The sequence below is a fragment of the Streptomyces hokutonensis genome, from assembly GCF_000376565.1.
Classification (GTDB): domain Bacteria; phylum Actinomycetota; class Actinomycetes; order Streptomycetales; family Streptomycetaceae; genus Streptomyces; species Streptomyces hokutonensis.
Genome location: NZ_BARG01000058.1, coordinates 25306 through 47707 on the forward strand (window position 1 = coordinate 25306; position 22402 = coordinate 47707).

A 22402-nucleotide genomic window follows, 5' to 3' on the forward strand; every position below is an offset into this window, starting at 1 on the left:
TCGGCATGCGCCCCGTCACCCCAAGCTCAGTACGTGTCCAGCGAGGACTGCTGCCGCAACGTCGACCCCACCGCCAGATCCGTACTCGTCAGCACCGCGTTCCCGCTCCGCAGCGCGTCCTTCTCCGCGCCGAGCCGGTCCATCAGGTTCTTCACCTGGTCCGCCCACGCCCCGTGCGCCTTCTTGAGAGCGGCCGAGGTGAGCCACCCGTCCCCGTCCCTCGCCGCGAACTCCCGTACGGCGGCGCCCACTTCCTCGTCCGCCCAGCGGCCCGCCGCGAGCGTGTCGGGTTCGATGCACTCCTCGATCGCCTTCGCCGCCGCCCGTTTCTCCCCCGGCGAGGACGCCAGCTTCCCCGGAGCCGAAACGCCCAACTCCCTCGGCACACCCGACACGCCCAGCACACTCGACACACCCGGCACGCTCACCGCGATCCCTTCGCTACACCCGTCGGCTCTCCAACGGCCCCAGGTACAGCGCCGGCAGACCCCCCGTGTCGATCACGAGCCGCTGCAGCACCACCGTCGGGTCCACCATCCAGAACTTCAACCGGTGGACCCCGGCCTTCGTCACGGAGTGTTTCGTCGACGTCGCGTTGACGTTGTCGGAGGTGTTGCGGGCCCACACCGCGTTCAACAGCCCGTCATCAGCACCGACGTTGATGTCGACGGTCTCGATCGGCCCGTCGTCGAGCGAGACGCCGTAGCGCAGACCGCCCGTCGGCAACGCAGGGTTACGAGGGGACAGATACGCCCACACCGTCACCTCGCCCCCGGAAGCCGCCCCCAACAGGCTCACCTCGTACTCCAGCCGCGGCGAACCCGCCCCGCCCGGCGTCTGCCGGGGCAGCGTCACGGGCCACGGCGTCACCCCCGCCCCCGTCCGCCCGATGCCGTCGATACGGCGCCACCCGCCGACCGCCCGTTCGTAGTGCTCCGCGTCGATCGCCACATAACCGCCCGCCTCCACGAACCCCCGCAACCCGCGGGCCGACGGCTTCTCGGCGACGCAGGTGACAGCCACCGACGCCCCCGCACCGGTCACCGTCAGCACCCCCTCCGCACGCCCCACCGGCACCCGGGCCCAGTCCACCCCCACCTCCACCCGCACCTGCCGCTCCACCCGCCCCCGCGGCCGCTCCACCACCAACCACGGCACCGCCGACGTATCGATCCGGTAGTCGAAGGCCGTACGCCCCCGGTTGAACACCTCGACGAACTGCTGCGGCCGGGTCTGGTACGGACTGAAGACCGGCAGGACGGGCGCCGCCCCCGCCCCACCCCCCGGCCACCACACCCCCGTCTCCGAACCGTCCACCGCCACCCCCAGTTCCGCCCGCTCCCCCACCTCGATCCGCCGCACCGCCGGAAACAGCACGTCCGGCAGCGCCACGTTGTCCCGCTCGGGCTGCTGCCAGCCGGCATTGGGCCCGTACCGCTCCACATCCCCGTAGTCGATGTGGGGCTGCGTCTGGAAGCCGTGCCATTTCCCGCCCGCCACCGCCGAGTTGAAGTGGTCGGCCAACGCGAAGTCCGTCGCCAGCCCGGCCTCCGCCGTGTCCGCGAGGTCGTTCGTCGCGGCCCGGCCCTGCGCCGCGTAGAGCAGGTTCGTGAACTCGGCCGACCGCAGCTCGTACAGGTTGGCGGTCGCCAGCACCTCGTACCCGACGAGTTCGAACCACGCGTCCCGCACCCCACCGCCACCCGGCAATCGCCGCCCGATCCGCTCGGCCCGTCGCCCCAGCTCCCGCCACTCCTCCGTGACCCGCTCCAACTCCCGGTGCCCGAAGGCGAACGGCGTCTGCTGGTCGTCGGGGACCACCTGGCCGTCGACGAGAGTGATCCGCCGGTTCAGCAGTTCCGGCTTGCGGCGCGCCTGCAACTGCCCGTACTCCGCGAGGACGGAAGCGATCTCCTGCGACAGGGCGGCTCCGAAGTTCTGCCGCGCGTACCGCCGTTCCCACTCCCCGAGCCGCGTGAGATCCCAATCCCCGGGATTCCAGGCGTAGTTGAGGAAGAATTCGGCCGGCAGCTCGTTCCCCTTCAGGTCGCCCACATTCGCGACCCACAGCCCACGGTTCCCGTACGCGTGCGCCGCGTGCAGTTGCTCCCACACGTTCCGCAGGTTCGCCGTGTCCACCCACTTGTAGTTCCGCCCGGAGCCCACATAGTCGAAGTGGTAGTACAGCCCGTAGCCTCCGGCCCGATCGCCCTCCCCCGCATCCGGATGCCTGCGGATGTTCCCCCAGTTGTCGTCCGTCAGTACGACCGTCACGTCGTCCGGGGCCCTCAACCCCCGGTCCCAGTACCGCTGGACCTCCTTGTACAGCGTCCACACCTGCGGGGTCTCCGCCGCCGGGCGGCCCGTCACCTCCTCGATGATCTGGCGTTGCGCCGTGATGATCTCCCGCATCAGCTCGATGCCGTCTCCGTCCGGCAGGCTCGTGTCGCCGTTGCCGCGCATGCCGAGCGTGACGACGCCCTCGAAGCCCTGGTCGACCATGCGCTGCACTCCGGCGCGCCAATAGGCGCGGATCGCCTGGGAGTTGAGCCGGTACGACCACTCGCCCGTGCCGCCGTACGGATCGTGTCCCGGTGTCACGATCGCGCCGGAGGAGTCGCGGACGGCGGCGACCGCGTGCCGGTTCCACTCCTCGATGCCGCGCATCATCGGCGCCTCGTGCGACGTGCCCATGACAACCCCGTACTCCGAAGCCCGCCGGTAGTTCTCCGGGTCGTCCTCCGCGAAGGCCCGCCCCCACACCGCCGGCCAGAGGTAGTTCCCCTTCAGCCGCAGCAGCACCTCGAAGACCTTGCCGTAGAAGTCCGCGGTGAAGCCGCCCGGATACCCCGGCGCCCTGCCCGGCCCGAAGTACGCCGGCGCCCAGGTCCCCAGCGCCGGGTTCTCGTCGTTGATGAAGAAGCCGCGGTACTTCACCGCCGGCGTGCCCTGCGAGTACCGGCCCGGCAGCACCCACACCTCGTCGCGCCGCGTCGGCGGTACGTCGTCCCACCAGTGCCAGGGCGAGACCCCGATGCCGTACGAGACGTCGTAGGCGCCGAAGATCGTGCCGCGCGGGTCGCTCCCCGCGACGACGAACGCCCGGTCCACCCCCGGCATCGGACGCTCGACCACCGTCTGCAGCGAGGTCTCCCACCTGCCACGGATCCCGGAGACATCCAGTTTCCCGGCGGCCACCAAGCCGTCGATCAGCGCGCTGCGGCCGATCGTGCCGACCAGCACCGCCGTACGGGCGAGCGCGCTTCCGGGGCGTACGCCCGTGACGCGTTCGATGTCGGCCCGCAGATCCCCTGCTACCCGTACGACTCCGGGGTGATCGTCGGGGTCCACCACGACCGGGGCGCCGACCAGGGGGAAGGCACCCGTCGTACGCGAGAAGGAGATGTACGCACCCGCCTGGACGGACCGGGGGACCCCCGACGACAGCATCGGCACCGCGGCAAGTCCCGCGCCCAGAACGGCTCTTCGGCTCACGTACCCACTCATGACTCATCCCTCCCACGCGAATTTGCTCAGCGGCATGACAAATGGTGGGACGAGCGACCGGAGGGGACAACGGGTCGTGCGCGCCGAATAGTTTCGTAACAGCGGCCCCACGACAGCAAAGAGGCCCGTACGACCGAAGTCGTACGGGCCTCCCCGGAAACTACAACCGGGTCAGATCAGAACTACTTGTTGATCTTGGTGACCTGGCCGGCGCCCACCGTGCGGCCACCCTCGCGGATGGCGAACTTCAGGCCCTCTTCCATGGCGACGGGCTGGATGAGCGAAACGGTCATCTCAGTGTTGTCGCCCGGCATGACCATCTCGGTGCCCTCGGGGAGGGTCACGACGCCGGTCACGTCCGTGGTGCGGAAGTAGAACTGGGGACGGTAGTTGTTGAAGAACGGCGTGTGACGGCCACCCTCGTCCTTGGACAGGATGTACGCCTGGGCCTCGAACTCCGTGTGCGGGGTGACCGAGCCGGGCTTGATGATGACCTGGCCGCGCTCGACGTCCTCGCGCTTGATGCCACGGAGGAGGAGACCGACGTTCTCACCGGCCTGGCCCTCGTCGAGCAGCTTGCGGAACATCTCGATGCCGGTGACCGTGGTGGTGGTCTTCTCCTGCTTGATGCCGATGATGTCAACGGTCTCGTTGACCTTCAGGACACCACGCTCGATACGGCCGGTGACGACCGTACCGCGACCGGTGATCGTGAAGACGTCCTCGACGGGCATGAGGAACGGCTTGTCGACGTCACGCTCGGGGGTCGGGATCGACTCGTCGACGGCGGCCATCAGGTCGAGGACCGTCTGGCCCCACTCCTTGTCGCCCTCGAGAGCCTTGAGCGCCGAGACCTTGACGACCGGCAGGTCGTCGCCCGGGAACTCGTACTCGGAGAGGAGCTCACGGACCTCGAGCTCGACGAGCTCCAGGATCTCCTCGTCGTCCACCATGTCGGCCTTGTTCAGGGCGACGACGATGTACGGAACGCCGACCTGGCGGGCCAGGAGCACGTGCTCCTTGGTCTGCGGCATCGGGCCGTCGGTGGCCGCGACCACGAGGATGGCGCCGTCCATCTGCGCCGCACCCGTGATCATGTTCTTGATGTAGTCCGCGTGACCGGGGCAGTCGACGTGGGCGTAGTGACGCGTCTCGGTCTGGTACTCGACGTGCGCGATCGAGATCGTGATACCGCGCTGGCGCTCCTCAGGAGCCTTGTCGATCTGGTCGAAGGCCGAGGCCTCGTTCAGGTCCGGGTACGCGTCGTGCAGCACCTTGGTAATGGCGGCCGTGAGGGTCGTCTTACCGTGGTCGATGTGACCGATGGTGCCGATGTTGACGTGCGGCTTAGTCCGCTCGAACTTTGCCTTCGCCACTGGGGTCCTCCTGCGGAGTGGTTCTGGTACGCCTTACTCATCGGCGCCAGGTGATCTTTGCTGGGATGCCGCCCGCCGGGGTCTGCCCTCCCGGGTGAGCCCCGGCGGTCGGTGTCAAGCCTAAAGCGTGCAAACGGTGTGTGTTACTCGCCCTTGGCCTTCGCGATGATCTCCTCGGCGACGTTCCGGGGAACCTCGGCGTAGGAGTCGAACTGCATCGAGTAGCTTGCGCGACCCGAGGTCTTGCTGCGGAGGTCGCCGACGTAGCCGAACATCTCCGAGAGCGGCACGAGGCCCCTCACGACGCGGGCACCGGCACGCTCCTCCATGGCCTGGATCTGACCACGGCGGGAGTTGATGTCGCCGATGACCTCGCCCATGTAGTCCTCGGGCGTGGTGACCTCGACGGCCATCATCGGCTCGAGGAGCACGGGAGACGCCTTGCGGGCGGCCTCCTTGAACGCCTGCGAACCGGCGATCTTGAACGCGAGCTCGGAGGAGTCGACCTCGTGGTAGGCACCGTCGAGCAGCGTGATGCGGACGCCCGTCATCTCGTACCCGGCGAGGATGCCGAACTGCATGGCCTCCTGCGCACCGGCGTCCACCGACGGGATGTACTCCCGCGGGATACGGCCACCGGTGACCTTGTTCACGAACTCGTACGCCGGACCGTCGGTCTCGGTGATCGGCTCGATCGCGATCTGCACCTTGGCGAACTGACCGGTACCACCGGTCTGCTTCTTGTGGGTGTAGTCCACGCGCTCGACGGCCTTACGGATCGTCTCACGGTAGGCGACCTGCGGCTTGCCGACGTTGGCCTCGACCTTGAACTCACGGCGCATACGGTCGACCAGCACCTCGAGGTGCAGCTCGCCCATACCGCCGATGATCGTCTGGCCGGTCTCCTCGTCCGAGTGGACCTGGAAGGAGGGGTCCTCCTCCGCGAGACGCTGGATGGCGACACCCAGCTTCTCCTGGTCGCCCTTGGACTTGGGCTCGATCGCGACCTGGATGACCGGCGCCGGGAAGTCCATGGACTCCAGGATCACCGGGTTCTTGTCGTCGGACAGCGTCTCACCGGTGGTGGTCTGCTTCAGGCCCATGACGGCGACGATGTCGCCGGCGCCCACCGAGTCGATCTCCTCACGCTTGTTCGCGTGCATGCGGTAGATCTTGCCGATGCGCTCCTTCTTGCCCTTGACCGAGTTCAGCACTGCCGAACCCGCCTCCAGGCGGCCCGAGTAGACCCGGACGAAGGTGAGCTTGCCCAGGTGCGGGTCGCTCATGATCTTGAACGCGAGCGCGGACAGCGGCTCGTCCACGGACGGCTTGCGCTTGACGACGACCTCGGGGTCCTTGACGTCGTGGCCCTCGATGGCCTCGACGTCGAGCGGGGTCGGCAGGTAGCGCACGACCGCGTCGAGCAGGGGCTGGACGCCCTTGTTCTTGAACGCGGTGCCACAGAACACCGGGGTGACCGTGGTGTCCTTGGACTTGCCGGACGCGATGGTGATACGACGGATCGCGGCGTACAGCTGCTCCTCGGTGGGCTCCTGGCCCTCCAGGTACAGCTCCATGATCTCTTCGTCGTTCTCCGCGACGGCCTCGACGAGCTTGTTGTGCCACTCCTCGGCGGCCTCGGTGTGCGTGGCCGGGATGTCGACGACGTCGTACATCTCGCCCTTCGCAGCCTCGGCGGACCACACGAGCGCCTTCATGCGGACCAGGTCCACAACGCCCTTGAAGTCCATCTCGGCACCGATCGGCAGCTGCATGACGAGCGGCTGGGCGCCCAGGCGGTCCGAGATCATGTCCACGCAGCGGTGGAACTCGGCGCCGGTACGGTCCAGCTTGTTCACGAAGCAGATGCGCGGCACGCCGTAACGGTCGGCCTGACGCCACACCGTCTCGGACTGCGGCTCGACACCGGCGACACCGTCGAACACCGTGACGGCACCGTCGAGGACGCGCAGCGAGCGCTCCACCTCGACCGTGAAGTCGACGTGCCCCGGGGTGTCGATGATGTTGATCGTGTAGTCGTTGTCCTCAAGCGGCCAGTGACAGGTGGTGGCAGCAGAGGTGATCGTGATGCCACGCTCCTGCTCCTGCTCCATCCAGTCCATGGTGGCGGCGCCGTCGTGGACTTCACCGATCTTGTAGCTGACGCCGGTGTAGAAGAGGATCCGCTCGGTGGTGGTCGTCTTGCCCGCGTCGATGTGGGCCATGATCCCGATGTTGCGGACCTTGGCCAGGTCAAGTGAAGTGGTAGCCATAAGGCTTCAGTCTTCTCTCGGTCTCGATGGGGTCTGCGACTACCAGCGGTAGTGCGCGAAGGCCTTGTTGGACTCGGCCATCTTGTGGGTGTCCTCGCGCTTCTTGACGGCCGCGCCGAGGCCGTTCGAAGCGTCGAGAAGTTCGTTGAGCAGACGCTCGGTCATGGTCTTCTCGCGACGGGCGCGGGAGTAACCGACCAGCCAGCGCAGCGCGAGCGTGTTGGCGCGACCGGGCTTGACCTCGATCGGAACCTGGTACGTCGCACCACCGACACGGCGGGACTTGACCTCGAGCGTGGGCTTGATGTTCTCCAGCGCGCGCTTCAGCGTGATGACCGGGTCGTTGCTGGTCTTCTCGCGCAGGCCCTCCATGGCGCCGTACACGATGCGCTCGGCGGTGGAGCGCTTGCCGTTCAGCAGCACCTTGTTGATCAGGGAGGTGACAAGAGGAGAACCGTAGACCGGGTCGATGATGACCGGGCGCTTCGGGGCGGGGCCCTTACGAGGCATTTTCTACTTCTCCTTCTTGGCGCCGTAGCGGCTGCGGGCCTGCTTGCGGTTCTTGACACCCTGGGTGTCAAGGGAGCCGCGGATGATCTTGTAGCGAACACCGGGCAGGTCCTTCACACGACCGCCACGCACGAGCACGATGGAGTGCTCCTGCAGGTTGTGTCCCTCACCCGGAATGTAGGCCGTGACCTCGATCCCGCTGGTCAGACGCACACGCGCGACCTTACGCAGGGCCGAGTTCGGCTTCTTCGGGGTGGTCGTGAACACACGCGTGCAGACGCCGCGACGCTGAGGGGAACCCTCGAGTGCGGGCGTCTTGTTCTTCTCGACCTTGTCCTGCCGGCCCTTCCGGACCAGCTGCTGGATCGTAGGCACTACTTCTCCGGTTTCTGTGTGCCGATGGTGAAGCTAACCTGGAACGTCGCCGACCCACGCGGTCGGGTGTGTCGAATCCCGCAGACTTTCGCCGGGTAGCAAAAGGGGCGCAGATTGCGGTGGCCAGTGTCGGCCCCCTTAGTGCGGTTCAAGGCACGCACGAGGGCCAGGGCACACCCCAGGCACAAGGTCTGAGCGTACCTACCTCATTCGCTGCGGTCAAAACAAATGGGTGTCACCCACGGCTCGGCACGGAACAAGCCGAAGCCGCACCCCCTCCGCGATCTTCGAATCTACGGCTCGGAGGGGTCAGTTCGAGCTCACGCCGGCCACCACCAGCAGCATCAGGAACAGGGTCCAGGCGCTGACCGCGAGCCACCCGAAGACCAGTCCGGTCAGCGCCATCCCGTCGCCGATCTCGTCGGTCCGGCGTATCTCCGCGCGGGCGGTGTGGCCCAGGATCACCGCGGGGATGCCGGTCAGGCCCAGCGTCGGCACGGTCAGCAGGCCGCAGACCAGGGCGCCGACCGCCTTGCCGTTGGTCGGCGGCAGCGGAGCCGGCAGGAAGGTCGGCGGCACCGGACGGAAACCGGGCGGCGGCACCTGGACGACCGTCGCCTGCGGGCCCTGGGGCAGATCGGCGACCAGCAGCATCAGCTCGCCGACCGTCCGGGCGTCGTAGGCCCGCGCGACCCGCTTCTCCAGCTCGTCCTCGCGCAGCCGCCCCTCGGCGAAGCCCGCGCGGAGGACGTCCACGGCGCGCTCGCGGTCGGCGGTCGCCGCCAGCATCGACGACCCGCCCTGTCCGTGCCACGGCTGCGGTCCCTGCCCCTGCCACGGTGTCGGGTACGACACGGAACACCTCCCCCGGCGCCGGAGACCGAATGCCTCCATGATGCTCCAACGTGTCGAAAAGGGCACTGGTTCCCCACCGGACGCCTCCCCGGCCGCGGCGGCCCCGATGGCGTGAACCCGCATGCTGACCGACCGGCTTCCGCCAGTGGCCGGTTTCCGCGCTTTCACTCTCCGCGACTCCGTGCTTTCAGTACGTTGATCGACCCACTGTCGGAATTCGGGGGATGTAAATGACAACGGGGATATCGGCGTACACGCCCGACGACGGGGGTCTGGACGACCAGGTGCCGTTCCTGGCCCGGCTGGAGGGCGAGGACCGTTCGGCGCTGCTGGCCCTGGGACGCGCGCTGGACTTCACTCCCCGGATGGTCCTGGTCCGCCAGCACGAACCCTCCGCGCACGTGCTCTTCCTCGTGCACGGCTGGACCAAGGTCACCGCCTCGGCCGCCAACGGCTACGAGGCCCTGCTCGCGCTGCGCGGCCCCGGCGACATCGTCGGCGAGTCGGCCGCGCTCACCGGGCGCCCCCGGTCGGCGACGGTGACCGCGCTGGAACCGGTGCGGGCGGTGGCGGTGGAGCGCGGCCAGTTCAAGGGCTTCCTCAACCGCTCGCCCGCCGCCTCCTTCGCCCTCCTCGGCCTCACCACGGACCGCACCCGCGCGGCCGACCGGCGCCGGCTGGAGTTCGCGTCGATGAGCGTGCGCGAACGGTTCGCCGTCCTGCTCCTGGACCTGACCCGCACCCACGGCCGCCGCACCCCCGACGGCATCGAACTCGCCGTACCCCTCAGCAAACAGGAGCTGGCCGGGTCGGTCGGCGCCTCCCGGGAGATGGTCCAGCGCCTGCTGAAGGAGTTACGGGACAAGGGGGCCGTAGCCACCGGCCGCCGCACGATGCTGATCATGCGCCCGGACATCCTGCGCCGGATCGCGGCCGCAGGGCCGACGGCGGGGATTCCGTCGCCACCGGGGCCGGTGGAGGACTGAGGATCGGGGCCCGCCCCGGGTCCGCGTGGTCCCGCCGGCCCCCGGGCCGCACAGTCCCGCCGTCCGCCCGGAGCCGAAGGGACGGGCCTCGCTCGCGGTGTCAGCTGCCGAGCAGATGTACTCGTACAGGCTGGATGCGGGCTTCGCCCGGTACAGCGGGAGTACGTGCCGGGCTCCGCGGGCGGGACCTTGCCCGCACGTTCCACGGCCGCCCGTCCGGCGAATCCTGTTGCAGACGCGGGGTGCGCGACGTCCCACCGTCCGCCCGGAGCCGGAGGGCAGGGCTCGCTCGCGGTGTCAGCTGCCGGGCGGATGTACGCGTACCGCCTGGACGTGGGCTTCGGCCGGTACGGCGGGAGAACGTGCCGAGCTCCTCCACAGGCGGCCGGTACCTTGCCCGCACGTTCCACGGCCGCCCGTCCGGCGGATCCTGGTGCAGACGCGGGGTGCGCGACGTCCCGTCCTCCGCCCGGAACCGGAGGGCAGGACTCGCTCGCGGTGTCAGCTGCCGGGTGGATGTACTCGTACTGGAAGGGACATGCTCCGGCCTTCGGCTTTCGGCCGGTTCAGCGAGCGCGAGCGGGGACCAGGGCCCAGGCCGTCCGGTCGGCCGGTCAGGGTGCGGTGAGTTGGTGGGCGGACACGCGAGGCGGGCCCGCGCGACTTCGAGGCAGTGGGGTGCTCGGGCCACCCGCCCCGTGTCCCCGACCGGACCGCCGGCCCCGCCCATCAACCCCCGCCGACCCCGACTGTGAACACCTTCACAGTCCAAGTGCGTCATCCTCCCTCACCGCTGATGCCCCGTCAGCCTCACGCTGCTGCTCTGCACAAGCACGCCCCCGCGCAATCGGCACAAGCGCGCCCCCGTGAAAGGCGACCATGAGCGACCCCGTGAGCCGCACGATCCTGTTGCTGGACATCGAGAGGTACAGCGACCGGGACGACGTGGAACAGGCCTATCTGCGCCGCATGCTCTACGACATCACCGACCGCACGCTGGAGAGCGCGGGCATCGACGAGACCCGGCGGCTGCGGGCCGACCGCGGTGACTCGGTGATGGAGCTGATCGACGCGAGCGCCCCCGTCACGGCACTGCTGCGGGCCCTGCTCACGGAGGTGCCGGTCCGGCTGAAGGCTGTCAACCGCATGGCGTCCCGCTCCGCGCAGATCCGGCTGCGCGGTGTCGTCGCCACGGGGTACGTCGCCGTGGACCTGCACGACGGCTGGGTCGGCTCCGACCTCAACCACGCCTGCCGGCTGCTGGACGCGGACGTCCTGCGCGCCGCCCTGCGCGAGCGGACCGAGGACTTCGCGCTGTGCGTCTCGGACGCCCTGTACGCGGGAGTCGTCCGCCACGACCACCCGGGCATCCCGGCCGACGACTTCCACCGGGTGACGGTGGCGAGCAAGAACGGCCCGCTGGAGGCCTGGCTGCACGGACCGGTGCCCGAGGGGGCGGCCGGCGCGAACCACGGTGACACGGGGGAGGGGGAGGCGCAGGGCGGATCGGGGGACCGCCCTGCGCCCCACGCCACGGGATCGGAAGCTCCCGCGCCCGATGCCCCCGCATCGCAGCCTCCGGCTTCGGACGCCCCCGAGGAGCGGGTGCCGCCGCAGGGCGGGTCACCGGAGAACAGCCCGGCGCCGGACGGACCACGGGGAGCCCCGGCGCCGGGTGTCGTCTTCAACTTCAACGGCGGTCCGCCGTCGTTCGGCGGCAGCCTGGTCGGCCACGACCAGCACGGCGTCAGCGGCGGCCAGGTCACCGGCGACGTCCACCTCGGCGGCCACGAGCGGGGAGACGGCGCATGAGCGACCAGGAGGAGCCGGAGAAGCCGAGAGCCGCGTCCGGCGGCCCCTCCGACGCCAAGGACCAGAAGGGCCCGAAGGACCAGAAGAACGCCAAGGGCGCCAAGGGTTCCGGCGACCCGAAGCAGGGCGAGACCACGGCCGACGACACCGCACAGGGCGGCACCGGCGACGACGAGGAACACGACCAGCCGCAGACCGCCTGGGCGGCCCGCCGTGACCTGATCGACCACAGCCCGCGCAGCATGCACGTCGGCGACCGCTCCCGCTTCGGCGGCAGCCTGGTCGGCCACGACCAGCACGGCGTCAGCGGCGGCCGGGTCACCGGCGACGTCATCATGGGCAGCAAGACGGAGATCCACTACGCGATACCCGGCCTGTCCGCCCCCGCCTCCGCCTCCGGCGAGGTCCCGCGGATCGTCCTGGAGCGCCTGGCCGAGACCTTCGTCGCCGACGAGGAGTACATGGCCGGACTGCTCGAACGCCTGCGCAGCGACCGCGTCCTGGTCCTCTCCGGCGCCCGCTTCACCGGCCGCCACACCGCCGCCCTGATGCTGCTGCACCGGCTGGGCGCCGACCCCGTCCGCACCCTGGTGCGCGACACCGACCCGGCCTCCCTCGCCAAGGAGTTCAACTCCGAGGACCAGGCCCGCGGTTACCTCGTCAGCGACCTCGCCACCCGCCGCGACCGCCCGCTGCGCGAACCGCACCTCCTCGCCGCGAAGGACCGGCTCGTCGAGCAGGACGCCTATCTGGTCATCACCGTCGGCCCCACGGCCGTACTGGAGGACGTACCGAAGGCCGAATGGCGGCCGCCGAGCGCGGCCGAGGTCCTCGCCGCGCATGTGCGCACGCGCACCGACGAGGAGACCGCCGCCAAGCTGCTGGAGCTGCCGGACGTGGTCGAGTTCCTCGGCCGCGACCACCAGCTGCGCGAAGTCGTCGCGTTCGCAGGGCAGTTGGGCCGGTTCGTGGCCGGCGAGATCACCGAGGACGCGATCGCGCAGTTCTCGCTGATCTCCCTGGAGAGCCAGGTCCAGGAGTGGTTCGAGGAGGACGAGAGCGCGATCCATCTGCGCGACAAGGCGTTCCTGGTCGCGCTCGCCGCCTTCGACGGCGGACCGTACGCCCTCACGGCCGAACTGAGCGATCTCCTCTACCGGTTCCTCCAGGAGACCGAGAACCCCACCCGCGTCCCCGAGGTCCCCGTCTTCGGCACCCACATCGGCAAGCGCCTCCAACTCGCCCGCGCCACACGGTACGAGGAGGACGAGCACACCGAGTGGGGCCCGGTCGCCCAGCAGAAGGCCAGGTTCCTCGACGAACGGGCCTCGCTGGTGCTGCTGCGCGAACTGTGGACCGGCCATCCGTCGGCCCGCCCGGCCCTCATCAACTGGCTGCGCCGGCTCGCCGACGACGGCCGCCCACTGGTGCGCACCCGCGCCGCGTCCACCGTCGCGATCCTGGCCCGCACCGACCTGCCCTCCGCGATGGCCCTGGTCATCGAGGTGTGGGCCACCTCCAAGCTGTTCCGGCACCGGCTGGTCGCCGTCAACTCGCTGACCCTCGCCCACCTCGTCGACACCCCCAACATCCCGCGCATCCTCGACGACTGGTGCGAGGGCGACGACGAGCGCCGCCGCTGGGTGGGCGTCCGGTCGTACGGCCTGATCGGCTCGGAGCGCCCGGAGCAGGCACTCGCCGCGCTGCGCAAGGCGGTACGGCGGCTCTACGAGAACGACCAGGACCTGGATCTGGAGATCGGGCGTGAACTCGCCGAGGCCGTAGGGCTGTTGCTGCTCTCCTCGGCCGAGGAGCGGGTGCTCGCGGAGCTGCGCCAGCACCTCGACGACGACCGCGCGGTGCGCGACCTCACGCTCGCCGGCTTCGTCAACGCCTGCGGTCGCACCGAGGGCGACGAGCGCTACGGCATGCCGCTGGTCCTCGACTGGTACGCCCGCGCGGTGGCCGCGGGCAGCGCCTCGGCGTACGGCATCCCGTACCTCTGGCGGGCCGCGCTGGCCGATCTGCGCACCACCCGGCCCGCGCTGGACGTGCTGAAGGCGTGGGTGCTGATCGCCGACCGCGCCACCGCCACCGAGTGGGCGCTCGCCGCCCTGCTCCCGACCCTGGTGGCCACGCCCGAGGACCACCAGCGCCTCAGCCACCTGCTGCGCACCATGTCCGGCGAGGACGGAAAACCGCCGCCCCGGGTGGCGGCCCGCCTGCTGACCACGCTCCCCATCCGCTGACCCACGTCATCCGCCGACCCACGTCGGAACGACCCGCGCACGCCGGGTGGTACGCCCGAGGAGACACGCCCATGCCCACCTTCCGCCAGCCCGAGTGGCAGCAGCCGGCCGACCGGCACACCGAGATCGTCGACCCCGTCCTCACCGTGCGGCAGCTGTCGCGCTTCGAGTTCAACCTCAAGTCGTACGTCCGCATCGACAACGCCCTGGTCTTCGCCACCGGCAAGGGCGGCTTCGTGGCGTACCTCCCGCCGCAGCGGCCGACCCGCGGGGACATCGCGGCGAACCGCTACACCGCCGTGTACGAGGTCGACATGGGCGTGCATCCGCACACCTGCGAGCTCGCGCTGCCCAGCGACAACGACGCGTTCGAGTTCACGGCCGCGGTCGACCTGTCCTGGCAGGTCCTCGACCCGGTCCGGTTCGTGGCCAGCGGCCACCGGAACGTACCCGGGCTGCTGCTGGGCGAACTCCAGCAGGCGGCGCGGCCGGTGACCCGCCGGTTCGCCATCGCCGACAGCGCGTCGGCCGAGGTCGAACTGCTGGAGCGGATGAACCTGCTCGGCCCGCTCGGCGCCCCCGCCGGACTCCAGGTCACCTGGACCCTGCGGCTGAAGCGCGACGAGGCCAACATCGAGCACGAGCTGCGCAAGCAGGCCATCGAGCACTCCGCCGACGAACAGATCCGGGCGGCGCAGCGGGGCATGGACATCGACGTCGAGGTCGACCGCCGCGCCCGCCAGGGCGACGCGCTCCAGCTCGACCGCGCCCTGCAGTACGGCACCCACCAGCAGGAACTCCTCCTCCAACAGCAGCGCTGGCAGCACGCGCAGGCCCTGCTCGCGGGCCAACAGCAGCTGGAACTCCAGCGGTTGGAGGAAGAGAAGATCAATTTCTACCAGTTCCACCTCCAACAGGGCGGCGTCCACCAGTGGGCACTCCACCTCGCCCAGCACCCGGAGGACTCCCACATGGTCATGAACAGCATGCGGGAGGACCAACTCCGCATGATCCAGGCCCAGATGGAACTGGTCCAACAGCTCTTGAACGGCGACACGGCCGAGAGCTGGGAGTTGGAGGGCCCCAAGCAACTGGCCCTCCGCACGGTGAACGACATCCTCACCCAACGCCTCCCGGGCGTACCCCAGAACCCGCCTCCGCCGCTCCCTCCGGGGGCGGGCCCGGAATACCCCGGCGAGCAGATCGCCGGCTCGCCTGCAGGAATGGGCCCGGGGATGACCACTCCTTCGGCCATGCCTCCGGGTGAGCCGGGGCTGGGCGGACAGCCGACGGCTATGGGGGCGTATGCGCCGCCTGGGCAGGGTGGGATGCCGGGGGGTTATGGGGCGGGGCCGGGGGTGGTGCCTGGGGGTTATGCGGGTGGGCCGGGGGCTTATGGGGGTGGGCCGGGCTCGACGCCGGGGGCTTATACGGGTGGGCAGGGCGCGGCGCCAGGGGCCCATGCGGGTGCGCCCGGTGCGGTGCCGGGAGCGTATACGGCAGGGCAGGACGCGGCGCCTGGCGCTTATGCGGGTGGGCCTGGTTCGACGCCTGGGACATATTCGGGTGGGCCGGGTGCGGCACCAGGGGCTTATGCAGGTCCGCCCGGTGCAGCGCCAGGGGCTCATCCGGGTACGCCCGGTGCGGCGCCGGGAGCGTATACGGCAGGGCAGAGCTCGACGCCGGGGGCGTCTGCGAGTGGGCAGGACGCGACGCCGGGAGCGTCTGTGGGTGGGCCGGGGGCCGCGCCCGGGACTTACGCGGGTGGGCAGCCCTCGGCGCCCGGGGCGTACGTTCCTGGGCAGGCGCCGACGGCAGGAGCGCATGGGCCCGGGCAGGCGGCGGAACCAGGGCCGTACGGATCCGGGCAGGCCTCGGCGCCGGGACCGCACGCACCTGGACAAACGCCGGGGACGGGACCGTACGGGCCCGGGCAGTTCCCGGCGACAAGCCCGTACGGTCCCGGACAGGGCTCGGCATCAGGGGCGTTCCCGAACGGGGCCGACCCCAGCGATCCGTATCCGAGCGGGGCCAACCCCGGCGGCCCGCACCCGAACTCCTCCAACCCGAGCGGCCCGTATCCGAGCGGGCCCTACCCGGGTGCGCCGACGGCTGTCCCCGGCGCCGCCGCCGGATCGTTCCCCGGTGCCCCGGGCCCCCTGGCTTCCGGCCAGTCTCCGGCACATGCCGGACCCACCGGACCGACTGCCCCTGCCGGACCGGCCGGACCCACTGGGTCGAGTGGGTCGAGCGGGCCTGCTGGGCCGACTGGGCCGGCCGGATCGGCGGGACCGGCCGGATCGGCCGGATCGGCCGGCGTCGCGCCGTATCCGCAGGAGCCGACCGCAGGCATGCCGACGTCCACGCCCCACGGCTCACCGCCCGCCGGGCGCGCACCGCAGGGCTCGTACCCGGATGCCCCGGCGCAGCCCCCGGCATCGTCTCCGGCCGCCCTGCCACAGCCGTCGGGTTCGACACCCGCTGCCCTGTCCAAGGCCCCGGCCGACCAGTCGCCGACGTCTGCCGCACCCGAGGGCTCCGCCTGGCAGCCCCCGCCCGGATACGGCCGGACGCCGACCCTGCCGGAGGTGGCCGCAGGCTCAGAGGAGGAGGACGTCGAAGAACCCGACAGGCCAGAGGGCGGCGGCGCATGACCACACTCGACCCCGCTCCCACGCCACTCCCCCGTCCCAACCCCAACCTCAACCCCACCGACCTCATCCCCCTCTGCGAAAGGCTGCTCTCCGAGCTCCGTAGCGAAGTCGCCCGTGCGGACGGCAAGGCGTCCGTGCTCGTCGGGGCTCTCGGGATGACCGGCGGTGTGTTCAGCGGGCTGTTGGCGGGGCGGGGGTGGACCCCGGACGAGCTGTCGGCCACGGCCACCGTGCTGTGGTGGGTCGCACTGGCCACCCTCGGACTCTCACTGTTCGCGCTGCTGCTCGCCGTGCTGCCCCGCTACCGCTCCGAGCGATGGACGCCCGGCCGGCCCCTCTCCTACTTCGGTGACATCCAACAGGCCGTCCGGCAGGGCCAGTTGGAGACCGCGCTCGGCGACACCGGGCGTGACCCCACGACCGGGCTGACCCAGGCCCTCGCCGAGCTGAGCCAGATCGTCGCCCGCAAACACCAGTGGATCCGTACCGGCCTGATCGCCTTCTGCACCGGCACGGTCCTGCTGCCCGCCTCACTGCTGATCGGCTGACCGCCGCACCGGCACCCGTCCCCGCCTCAGAAGGAAGCAAGCACCATGACCCAACCACCAACGGGATACCCGGAGTACCCCGAGTACCCCCAGCAGTCGGCGCAGGTACCCCCGCAGTACCCCCAGCAGCAGCCGCAGCCGCCCACCTATCCGCAGTCCCCGTACACCTACCCGCAGGCCCCGCAGGCCTCCACCCCGATACCCCCGCAGTACCCGCAGACCCCGCCCCAGGCACCCCTGACTCCCCCGGCCCCTGCTCCGGCCCCGGCCGCCAAGTCCGCGCCCGCGCCCGCCGACGACCCGGACCACCCGAACCACATCAACACCGACGCCCGCCGCGTCCACATCTCCAGCCAGCAGCGCCACACGGACGCCACCGCGGTCGGCAACCTGCTGCTCTATCTGCCGAACTTCCTGTGCAGCCTCGCCGTCGTCGGCCTGTTCTCCGCCCTGTTCGGCAAGCTCGCGTTCGTGGTGATCCTGCTCTGGCTGGCCAGCGGCGCACTCGTGTTCCACCGCCCCACGGAAAGCGCCCTCGCGCGCCGTTTGCTCCACCTGCGCTACCCCACTCCGCAAGAACGAGCCAAAATCGAACCGGTCTGGCGGGAGGTCACCGCCCGCGCCGGCGTCGAGGGCCGTAACTACGAGCTGTGGGTCGAGGACAGCGACGGCCTCAACGCGGTCGCCGCGGCCGGCCACATCGTCGGCGTCACCCGCTTCGCCCTGAACGAGCTGCCCAACGGCGAGCTGGCCGCCGTCATGGCGCACGAACTCGGCCACCACGTCGGCGGCCACGCCTGGTCCGGGCTGCTCGGCTACTGGTACGCGCTGCCCGGCCGGATGGCCTGGCGGGTGCTCAAGGCGGCCTCCGTCGTCGCCTTCCACGTCTCGCGCGCCTTCGGCTGCTTCGGCGTCGCCTTCGTCGTGATGATCGTCGGCGGTCTCGCGTTCGCCACCATCAGCACGCTCTACGGCCTGCCGCTGCTGATCCTGGGCGTGCCGTACGCGCTCGCCGCCGTAGGCCGGCGTGCCGAACTGCGCGCCGACGAGCACGCCGCCGCCCTCGGTTTCGCCCCGATGCTGGCCTCCGTACTCGACAAACTGCACCAGGGCGAGCAGCACGAACAGGCCGCGCAGACCGCGCGGAACGGCGGTGTCCCCGTCGAGGAGAGCGCGCTGAGCAAGCTGCTCTCCTCGCACCCGGACTACCACACCCGGCTGCACCACCTGCAGCAGTACCTCCAGCCGCAGCGGCCGTACTGAGCACAGCACCACGGCACGACTGAGGGCGGCCACCCCGTACGAAACGGGATGGCCGCCCTCAGTACTTCAGAGCCGACTACTACTGGTTGTACGGACCGTAGTCGTAGTCCTCCAGCGGGACGGCCTGGCCGGAGCCGGTGCCGAACGGCGAGTAGTCGATGTCGTCGTAGCCGACGGCCGAGTACATCGCGGCCTTGGCCTCCTCGGTGGGCTCCACCCGGATGTTGCGGTAGCGGGACAGACCCGTACCGGCCGGGATGAGCTTACCGATGATGACGTTCTCCTTGAGGCCGATCAGGGAGTCGGACTTGGCGTTGATCGCCGCGTCCGTCAGAACCCTGGTCGTCTCCTGGAAGGACGCCGCCGACAGCCAGGACTCCGTGGCCAGCGAGGCCTTGGTGATACCCATGAGCTGCGGACGACCGGAGGCCGGGTGACCGCCCTCCTGCACCACACGACGGTTCTCCTGCTCGAAGCGGGAGCGCTCGACCAGCTCGCCGGGCAGCAGCTCGGCGTCGCCGGACTCGATGATCGTCACGCGGCGGAGCATCTGCCGGATGATGATCTCGATGTGCTTGTCGTGGATCGACACACCCTGCGAGTTGTACACCTTCTGGACCTCGCCGACCAGGTGGACCTGGACGGCACGCTGACCCAGGATGCGCAGCACGTCGTGCGGGTTGGTGGCACCCACGGTGAGCTTCTGGCCCACCTCGACGTGCTCGCCCTCGCTGACCAGAAGACGGGCGCGCTTCGAGATCGGGAACGCCGTCTCGTCGCTGCCGTCGTCCGGGGTGACGACGATCTTCTTGGTCTTCTCGGTCTCCTCGATCCGCACGCGGCCCTGGGCCTCGGAGATCGGGGCGACACCCTTGGGCGTACGAGCCTCGAAGAGCTCGACGACACGGGGCAGACCCTGGGTGATGTCGTCACCGGCCACACCACCGGTGTGGAAGGTACGCATCGTCAGCTGCGTGCCGGGCTCACCGATGGACTGGGCGGCGATGATGCCGACCGCCTCACCGATGTCGACCAGCTTGCCGGTGGCCAGCGAGCGGCCGTAGCACATGGCGCAGGTGCCGACGGCGGACTCGCAGGTCAGGACCGAGCGGGTCTTGACCGTCTCGATGCCGTGCTTGACCAGCTCGTCGATGAGGACGTCGCCGAGGTCGGTGTTGGCCGGGGCCAGCACCTTGCCGTCGACGGTGATGTCCTCGGCCAGCGCACGGGCGTACACGCTGGTCTCGACGTTCTCCGCCTTGCGCAGGACACCGTCCGCGCCGCGCTCCGCGATGTGCAGCTTGAGGCCGCGGTCGGTGCCGCAGTCCTCCTCGCGGATGATGACGTCCTGGGAGACGTCGACGAGACGACGGGTGAGGTAACCCGAGTCGGCGGTACGCAGAGCCGTGTCCGCCAGACCCTTTCGAGCACCGTGGGTCGAGATGAAGTACTCCAGCACCGACAGGCCCTCACGGAAGGAGGCCTTGATCGGACGCGGGATCGTCTCGTTCTTGGCGTTCGACACCAGACCACGCATACCGGCGATCTGGCGCATCTGCATCATGTTTCCTCGGGCACCCGAGTCAACCATCATGAAGATGGGGTTCGTCTTGGGGAAGTTCTCGTTCATCGCCTCGGCGACCTCGTTGGTCGCCTGGGTCCAGATCTGGATGAGCTCCTGCGTGCGCTCTTCCTTGGTGATCAGACCGCGCTCGTACTGCTTCTGGACCTTCTCGTCCTTGGCCTCGTAGCCGGCGACGATCGCCTTCTTCGCCTCGGGCACGACGACGTCGGAGATGGCCACGGTGACACCGGAACGGGTCGCCCAGAAGAAGCCGGCCGCCTTCAGGTTGTCGAGCGTCGCCGCCACGATGACCTTGGGGTAGCGCTCGGCCAGGTCGTTGACGATCTCGGAGAGCTGCTTCTTGCCCACCGAGTAGTCGACGAACGGGTAGTCCTCGGGCAGCAGCTCGTTGAAGAGCGCGCGGCCCAGGGTCGTCTTCAGGCGGAAGGTGTCACCCTGCTGCCACTCGGGCTCGCCCTCCTCGCGGACCGGCGGCACCCAGCCACGCGGCGGGATGGTGCCCACCGGGAAGCGGATGTCGACGGCCGACTGGAGCGCCAGCTCGCCGGCGTCGAACGCCATGGTCGCCTCGGCCGTGGAGCCGAACGCGCGGCCCTCGCCCTTGACGTCACGGAGCTCGCCGTCGGTGGTGAGGAAGAACAGACCGAGGACCATGTCCTGGGTCGGCATCGTCACCGGACGGCCGTCGGCGGGCTTCAGGATGTTGTTCGAGGACAGCATCAGGATGCGGGCCTCGGCCTGCGCCTCCGCGGAGAGCGGCAGGTGTACGGCCATCTGGTCGCCGTCGAAGTCCGCGTTGAACGCGGTGCAGACGAGCGGGTGGATCTGGATGGCCTTGCCCTCGACCAGCTGCGGCTCGAAGGCCTGGATGCCGAGGCGGTGCAGCGTGGGCGCACGGTTCAGCAGCACCGGGTGCTCGGCGATGACCTCTTCGAGGACGTCGTAGACGACCGTGCGGCCGCGCTCGACCATCCGCTTCGCCGACTTGATGTTCTGCGCGTGGTTCAGGTCCACCAGGCGCTTCATCACGAACGGCTTGAAGAGCTCCAGCGCCATGGCCTTCGGCAGACCGCACTGGTGCAGCTTCAGCTGCGGGCCGACGACGATCACGGAACGCGCGGAGTAGTCCACGCGCTTGCCGAGCAGGTTCTGACGGAAGCGACCCTGCTTGCCCTTGAGCATGTCGGACAGCGACTTCAGCGGACGGTTGCCGGGGCCCGTCACCGGGCGGCCACGGCGGCCGTTGTCGAAGAGCGCGTCGACGGCCTCCTGGAGCATGCGCTTCTCGTTGTTCACGATGATCTCGGGGGCACCGAGGTCGAGAAGGCGCTTCAGGCGGTTGTTGCGGTTGATCACACGGCGGTACAGGTCGTTCAGGTCGGAGGTCGCGAAGCGGCCACCGTCCAGCTGCACCATCGGGCGGAGGTCCGGCGGGATGACCGGGACGCAGTCGAGGACCATGCCCTTGGGGCTGTTGGAGGTCTGCAGGAAGGCAGACACGACCTTCAGCCGCTTCAGGGCGCGGGTCTTCTTCTGGCCCTTGCCGGTGCGGATGATCTCGCGGAGGCGCTCGGCCTCCTCCTCGAGGTCGAAGGACTCCAGGCGCTTCTGCAGCGCCGCGGCACCCATCGAGCCGTCGAAGTAGGTGCCGAAGCGGTCCCGCAGCTCGCGGTAGAGCAGCTCGTCACCCTCGAGGTCCTGGACCTTGAGGTTCTTGAACCGGGTCCACACCTCGTCCAGGCGGTCGATCTCGCGCTGCGCACGGTCGCGCAGCTGCTTCATCTCCCGCTCGGCGCCTTCGCGCACCTTGCGGCGCACGTCGGCCTTGGCACCCTCGGCCTCCAGCTCGGCCAGGTCGGCCTCGAGCTTCTTGGCGCGGGCCTCGAGGTCGGAGTCACGCCGGTTCTCGACCTGCTGACGCTCCACGGAGACATGCGCCTCCAGGGAGGGCAGGTCGCGGGTGCGGCGCTCCTCGTCGACGAACGTGATCATGTACGCCGCGAAGTAGATGACCTTCTCGAGGTCCTTCGGGGCGAGGTCGAGCAGGTATCCCAGCCGGGACGGGACACCCTTGAAGTACCAGATGTGCGTGACGGGCGCGGCCAGTTCGATGTGGCCCATCCGCTCACGGCGCACCTTGGCGCGGGTCACCTCGACGCCGCAGCGCTCACAGATGATGCCCTTGAAGCGGACGCGCTTGTACTTGCCGCAGTAGCACTCCCAGTCCCGGGTCGGACCGAAGATCTTCTCGCAGAAGAGTCCGTCCTTTTCGGGCTTGAGCGTGCGGTAGTTGATGGTCTCGGGCTTCTTGACCTCGCCGTGGCTCCACTGACGGATGTCGTCAGCGGTTGCCAGACCGATCCGGAGCTCATCGAAGAAGTTGACGTCGAGCACTATGCGTCAATCCCT

The 22402-nt window shown here is 69.7% G+C and carries 14 protein-coding genes; 6 read left to right on the forward strand and 8 right to left on the reverse strand.

Annotated elements, in window-relative coordinates; translation table 11 throughout:
• Positions 1-26 precede the first annotated feature (26 nt).
• The 7 genes from SSP08S_RS34935 to SSP08S_RS34965 all read right to left on the reverse strand — a co-directional run bounded on the left by SSP08S_RS34935 (position 27) and on the right by SSP08S_RS34965 (position 8896).
• A complete protein-coding gene (locus SSP08S_RS34935; protein ID WP_369407107.1) occupies positions 27-428 on the reverse strand; it encodes a hypothetical protein in 402 nt (133 codons plus the stop codon).
• Positions 429-441: 13 nt separating this feature from the next.
• Positions 442-3507 (reverse strand): glycosyl hydrolase 115 family protein, encoded by a 3066-nt coding sequence (locus tag SSP08S_RS34940; RefSeq protein WP_043259899.1) that lies wholly within the window; start codon positions 3505-3507, stop codon positions 442-444.
• A gap of 182 nt (positions 3508-3689) precedes the next feature.
• On the reverse strand, positions 3690-4883 hold the full coding sequence (gene tuf / locus SSP08S_RS34945; protein WP_019072299.1) for an elongation factor Tu: 1194 nt from the start codon (positions 4881-4883) through the stop codon (positions 3690-3692).
• A gap of 143 nt (positions 4884-5026) precedes the next feature.
• A complete protein-coding gene (gene fusA, locus SSP08S_RS34950; RefSeq protein WP_019072300.1) occupies positions 5027-7156 on the reverse strand; it encodes an elongation factor G in 2130 nt (709 codons plus the stop codon).
• Positions 7157-7195: 39 nt separating this feature from the next.
• A complete protein-coding gene (gene rpsG, locus SSP08S_RS34955) occupies positions 7196-7666 on the reverse strand; it encodes a 30S ribosomal protein S7 (protein WP_005481264.1) in 471 nt (156 codons plus the stop codon).
• A gap of 3 nt (positions 7667-7669) precedes the next feature.
• Positions 7670-8041, reverse strand: coding sequence for a 30S ribosomal protein S12 (gene rpsL, locus SSP08S_RS34960; RefSeq protein ID WP_003948652.1), 372 nt, complete (start codon positions 8039-8041; stop codon positions 7670-7672).
• A 309-nt stretch (positions 8042-8350) separates the two neighbouring features.
• Entirely contained in the window at positions 8351-8896 is a 546-nt protein-coding gene (locus SSP08S_RS34965) for a DUF1707 and DUF4190 domain-containing protein (RefSeq protein ID WP_102133483.1), read from the reverse strand.
• A gap of 230 nt (positions 8897-9126) precedes the next feature.
• Here SSP08S_RS34965 and SSP08S_RS34970 point away from each other — a divergent pair, with 230 nt between their 5' ends.
• The 6 genes from SSP08S_RS34970 to SSP08S_RS34995 all read left to right on the forward strand — a co-directional run bounded on the left by SSP08S_RS34970 (position 9127) and on the right by SSP08S_RS34995 (position 18408).
• Positions 9127-9882 (forward strand): Crp/Fnr family transcriptional regulator, encoded by a 756-nt coding sequence (locus tag SSP08S_RS34970; protein ID WP_019072302.1) that lies wholly within the window; start codon positions 9127-9129, stop codon positions 9880-9882.
• Between the two features lie 879 nt (positions 9883-10761).
• A complete protein-coding gene (locus tag SSP08S_RS34975; RefSeq protein ID WP_026179098.1) occupies positions 10762-11694 on the forward strand; it encodes a hypothetical protein in 933 nt (310 codons plus the stop codon).
• Complete coding sequence (locus SSP08S_RS34980; RefSeq protein ID WP_019072304.1) at positions 11691-13943, forward strand: hypothetical protein; 2253 nt, start codon at positions 11691-11693, stop codon at positions 13941-13943. Before SSP08S_RS34975 ends, SSP08S_RS34980 begins: the two co-directional genes overlap by 4 nt.
• 71 nt (positions 13944-14014) lie before the next feature.
• Positions 14015-16597, forward strand: coding sequence for a hypothetical protein (locus tag SSP08S_RS62890; RefSeq protein WP_174479427.1), 2583 nt, complete (start codon positions 14015-14017; stop codon positions 16595-16597).
• The gene (locus SSP08S_RS34990; RefSeq protein ID WP_019072305.1) at positions 16594-17145 is read left to right on the forward strand and encodes a Pycsar system effector family protein; all 552 of its coding nucleotides are present in this window, start codon (positions 16594-16596) and stop codon (positions 17143-17145) included. Before SSP08S_RS62890 ends, SSP08S_RS34990 begins: the two co-directional genes overlap by 4 nt.
• A gap of 45 nt (positions 17146-17190) precedes the next feature.
• Complete coding sequence (locus SSP08S_RS34995; protein WP_019072306.1) at positions 17191-18408, forward strand: M48 family metalloprotease; 1218 nt, start codon at positions 17191-17193, stop codon at positions 18406-18408.
• Between the two features lie 79 nt (positions 18409-18487).
• On the opposite strand, the gene SSP08S_RS35000 is transcribed toward SSP08S_RS34995, so the two are convergent.
• Positions 18488-22387: a DNA-directed RNA polymerase subunit beta' gene (locus tag SSP08S_RS35000; protein WP_019072307.1), complete on the reverse strand. Its 3900-nt coding sequence runs from the start codon at positions 22385-22387 to the stop codon at positions 18488-18490.
• Positions 22388-22402: the final 15 nt, after the last annotated feature.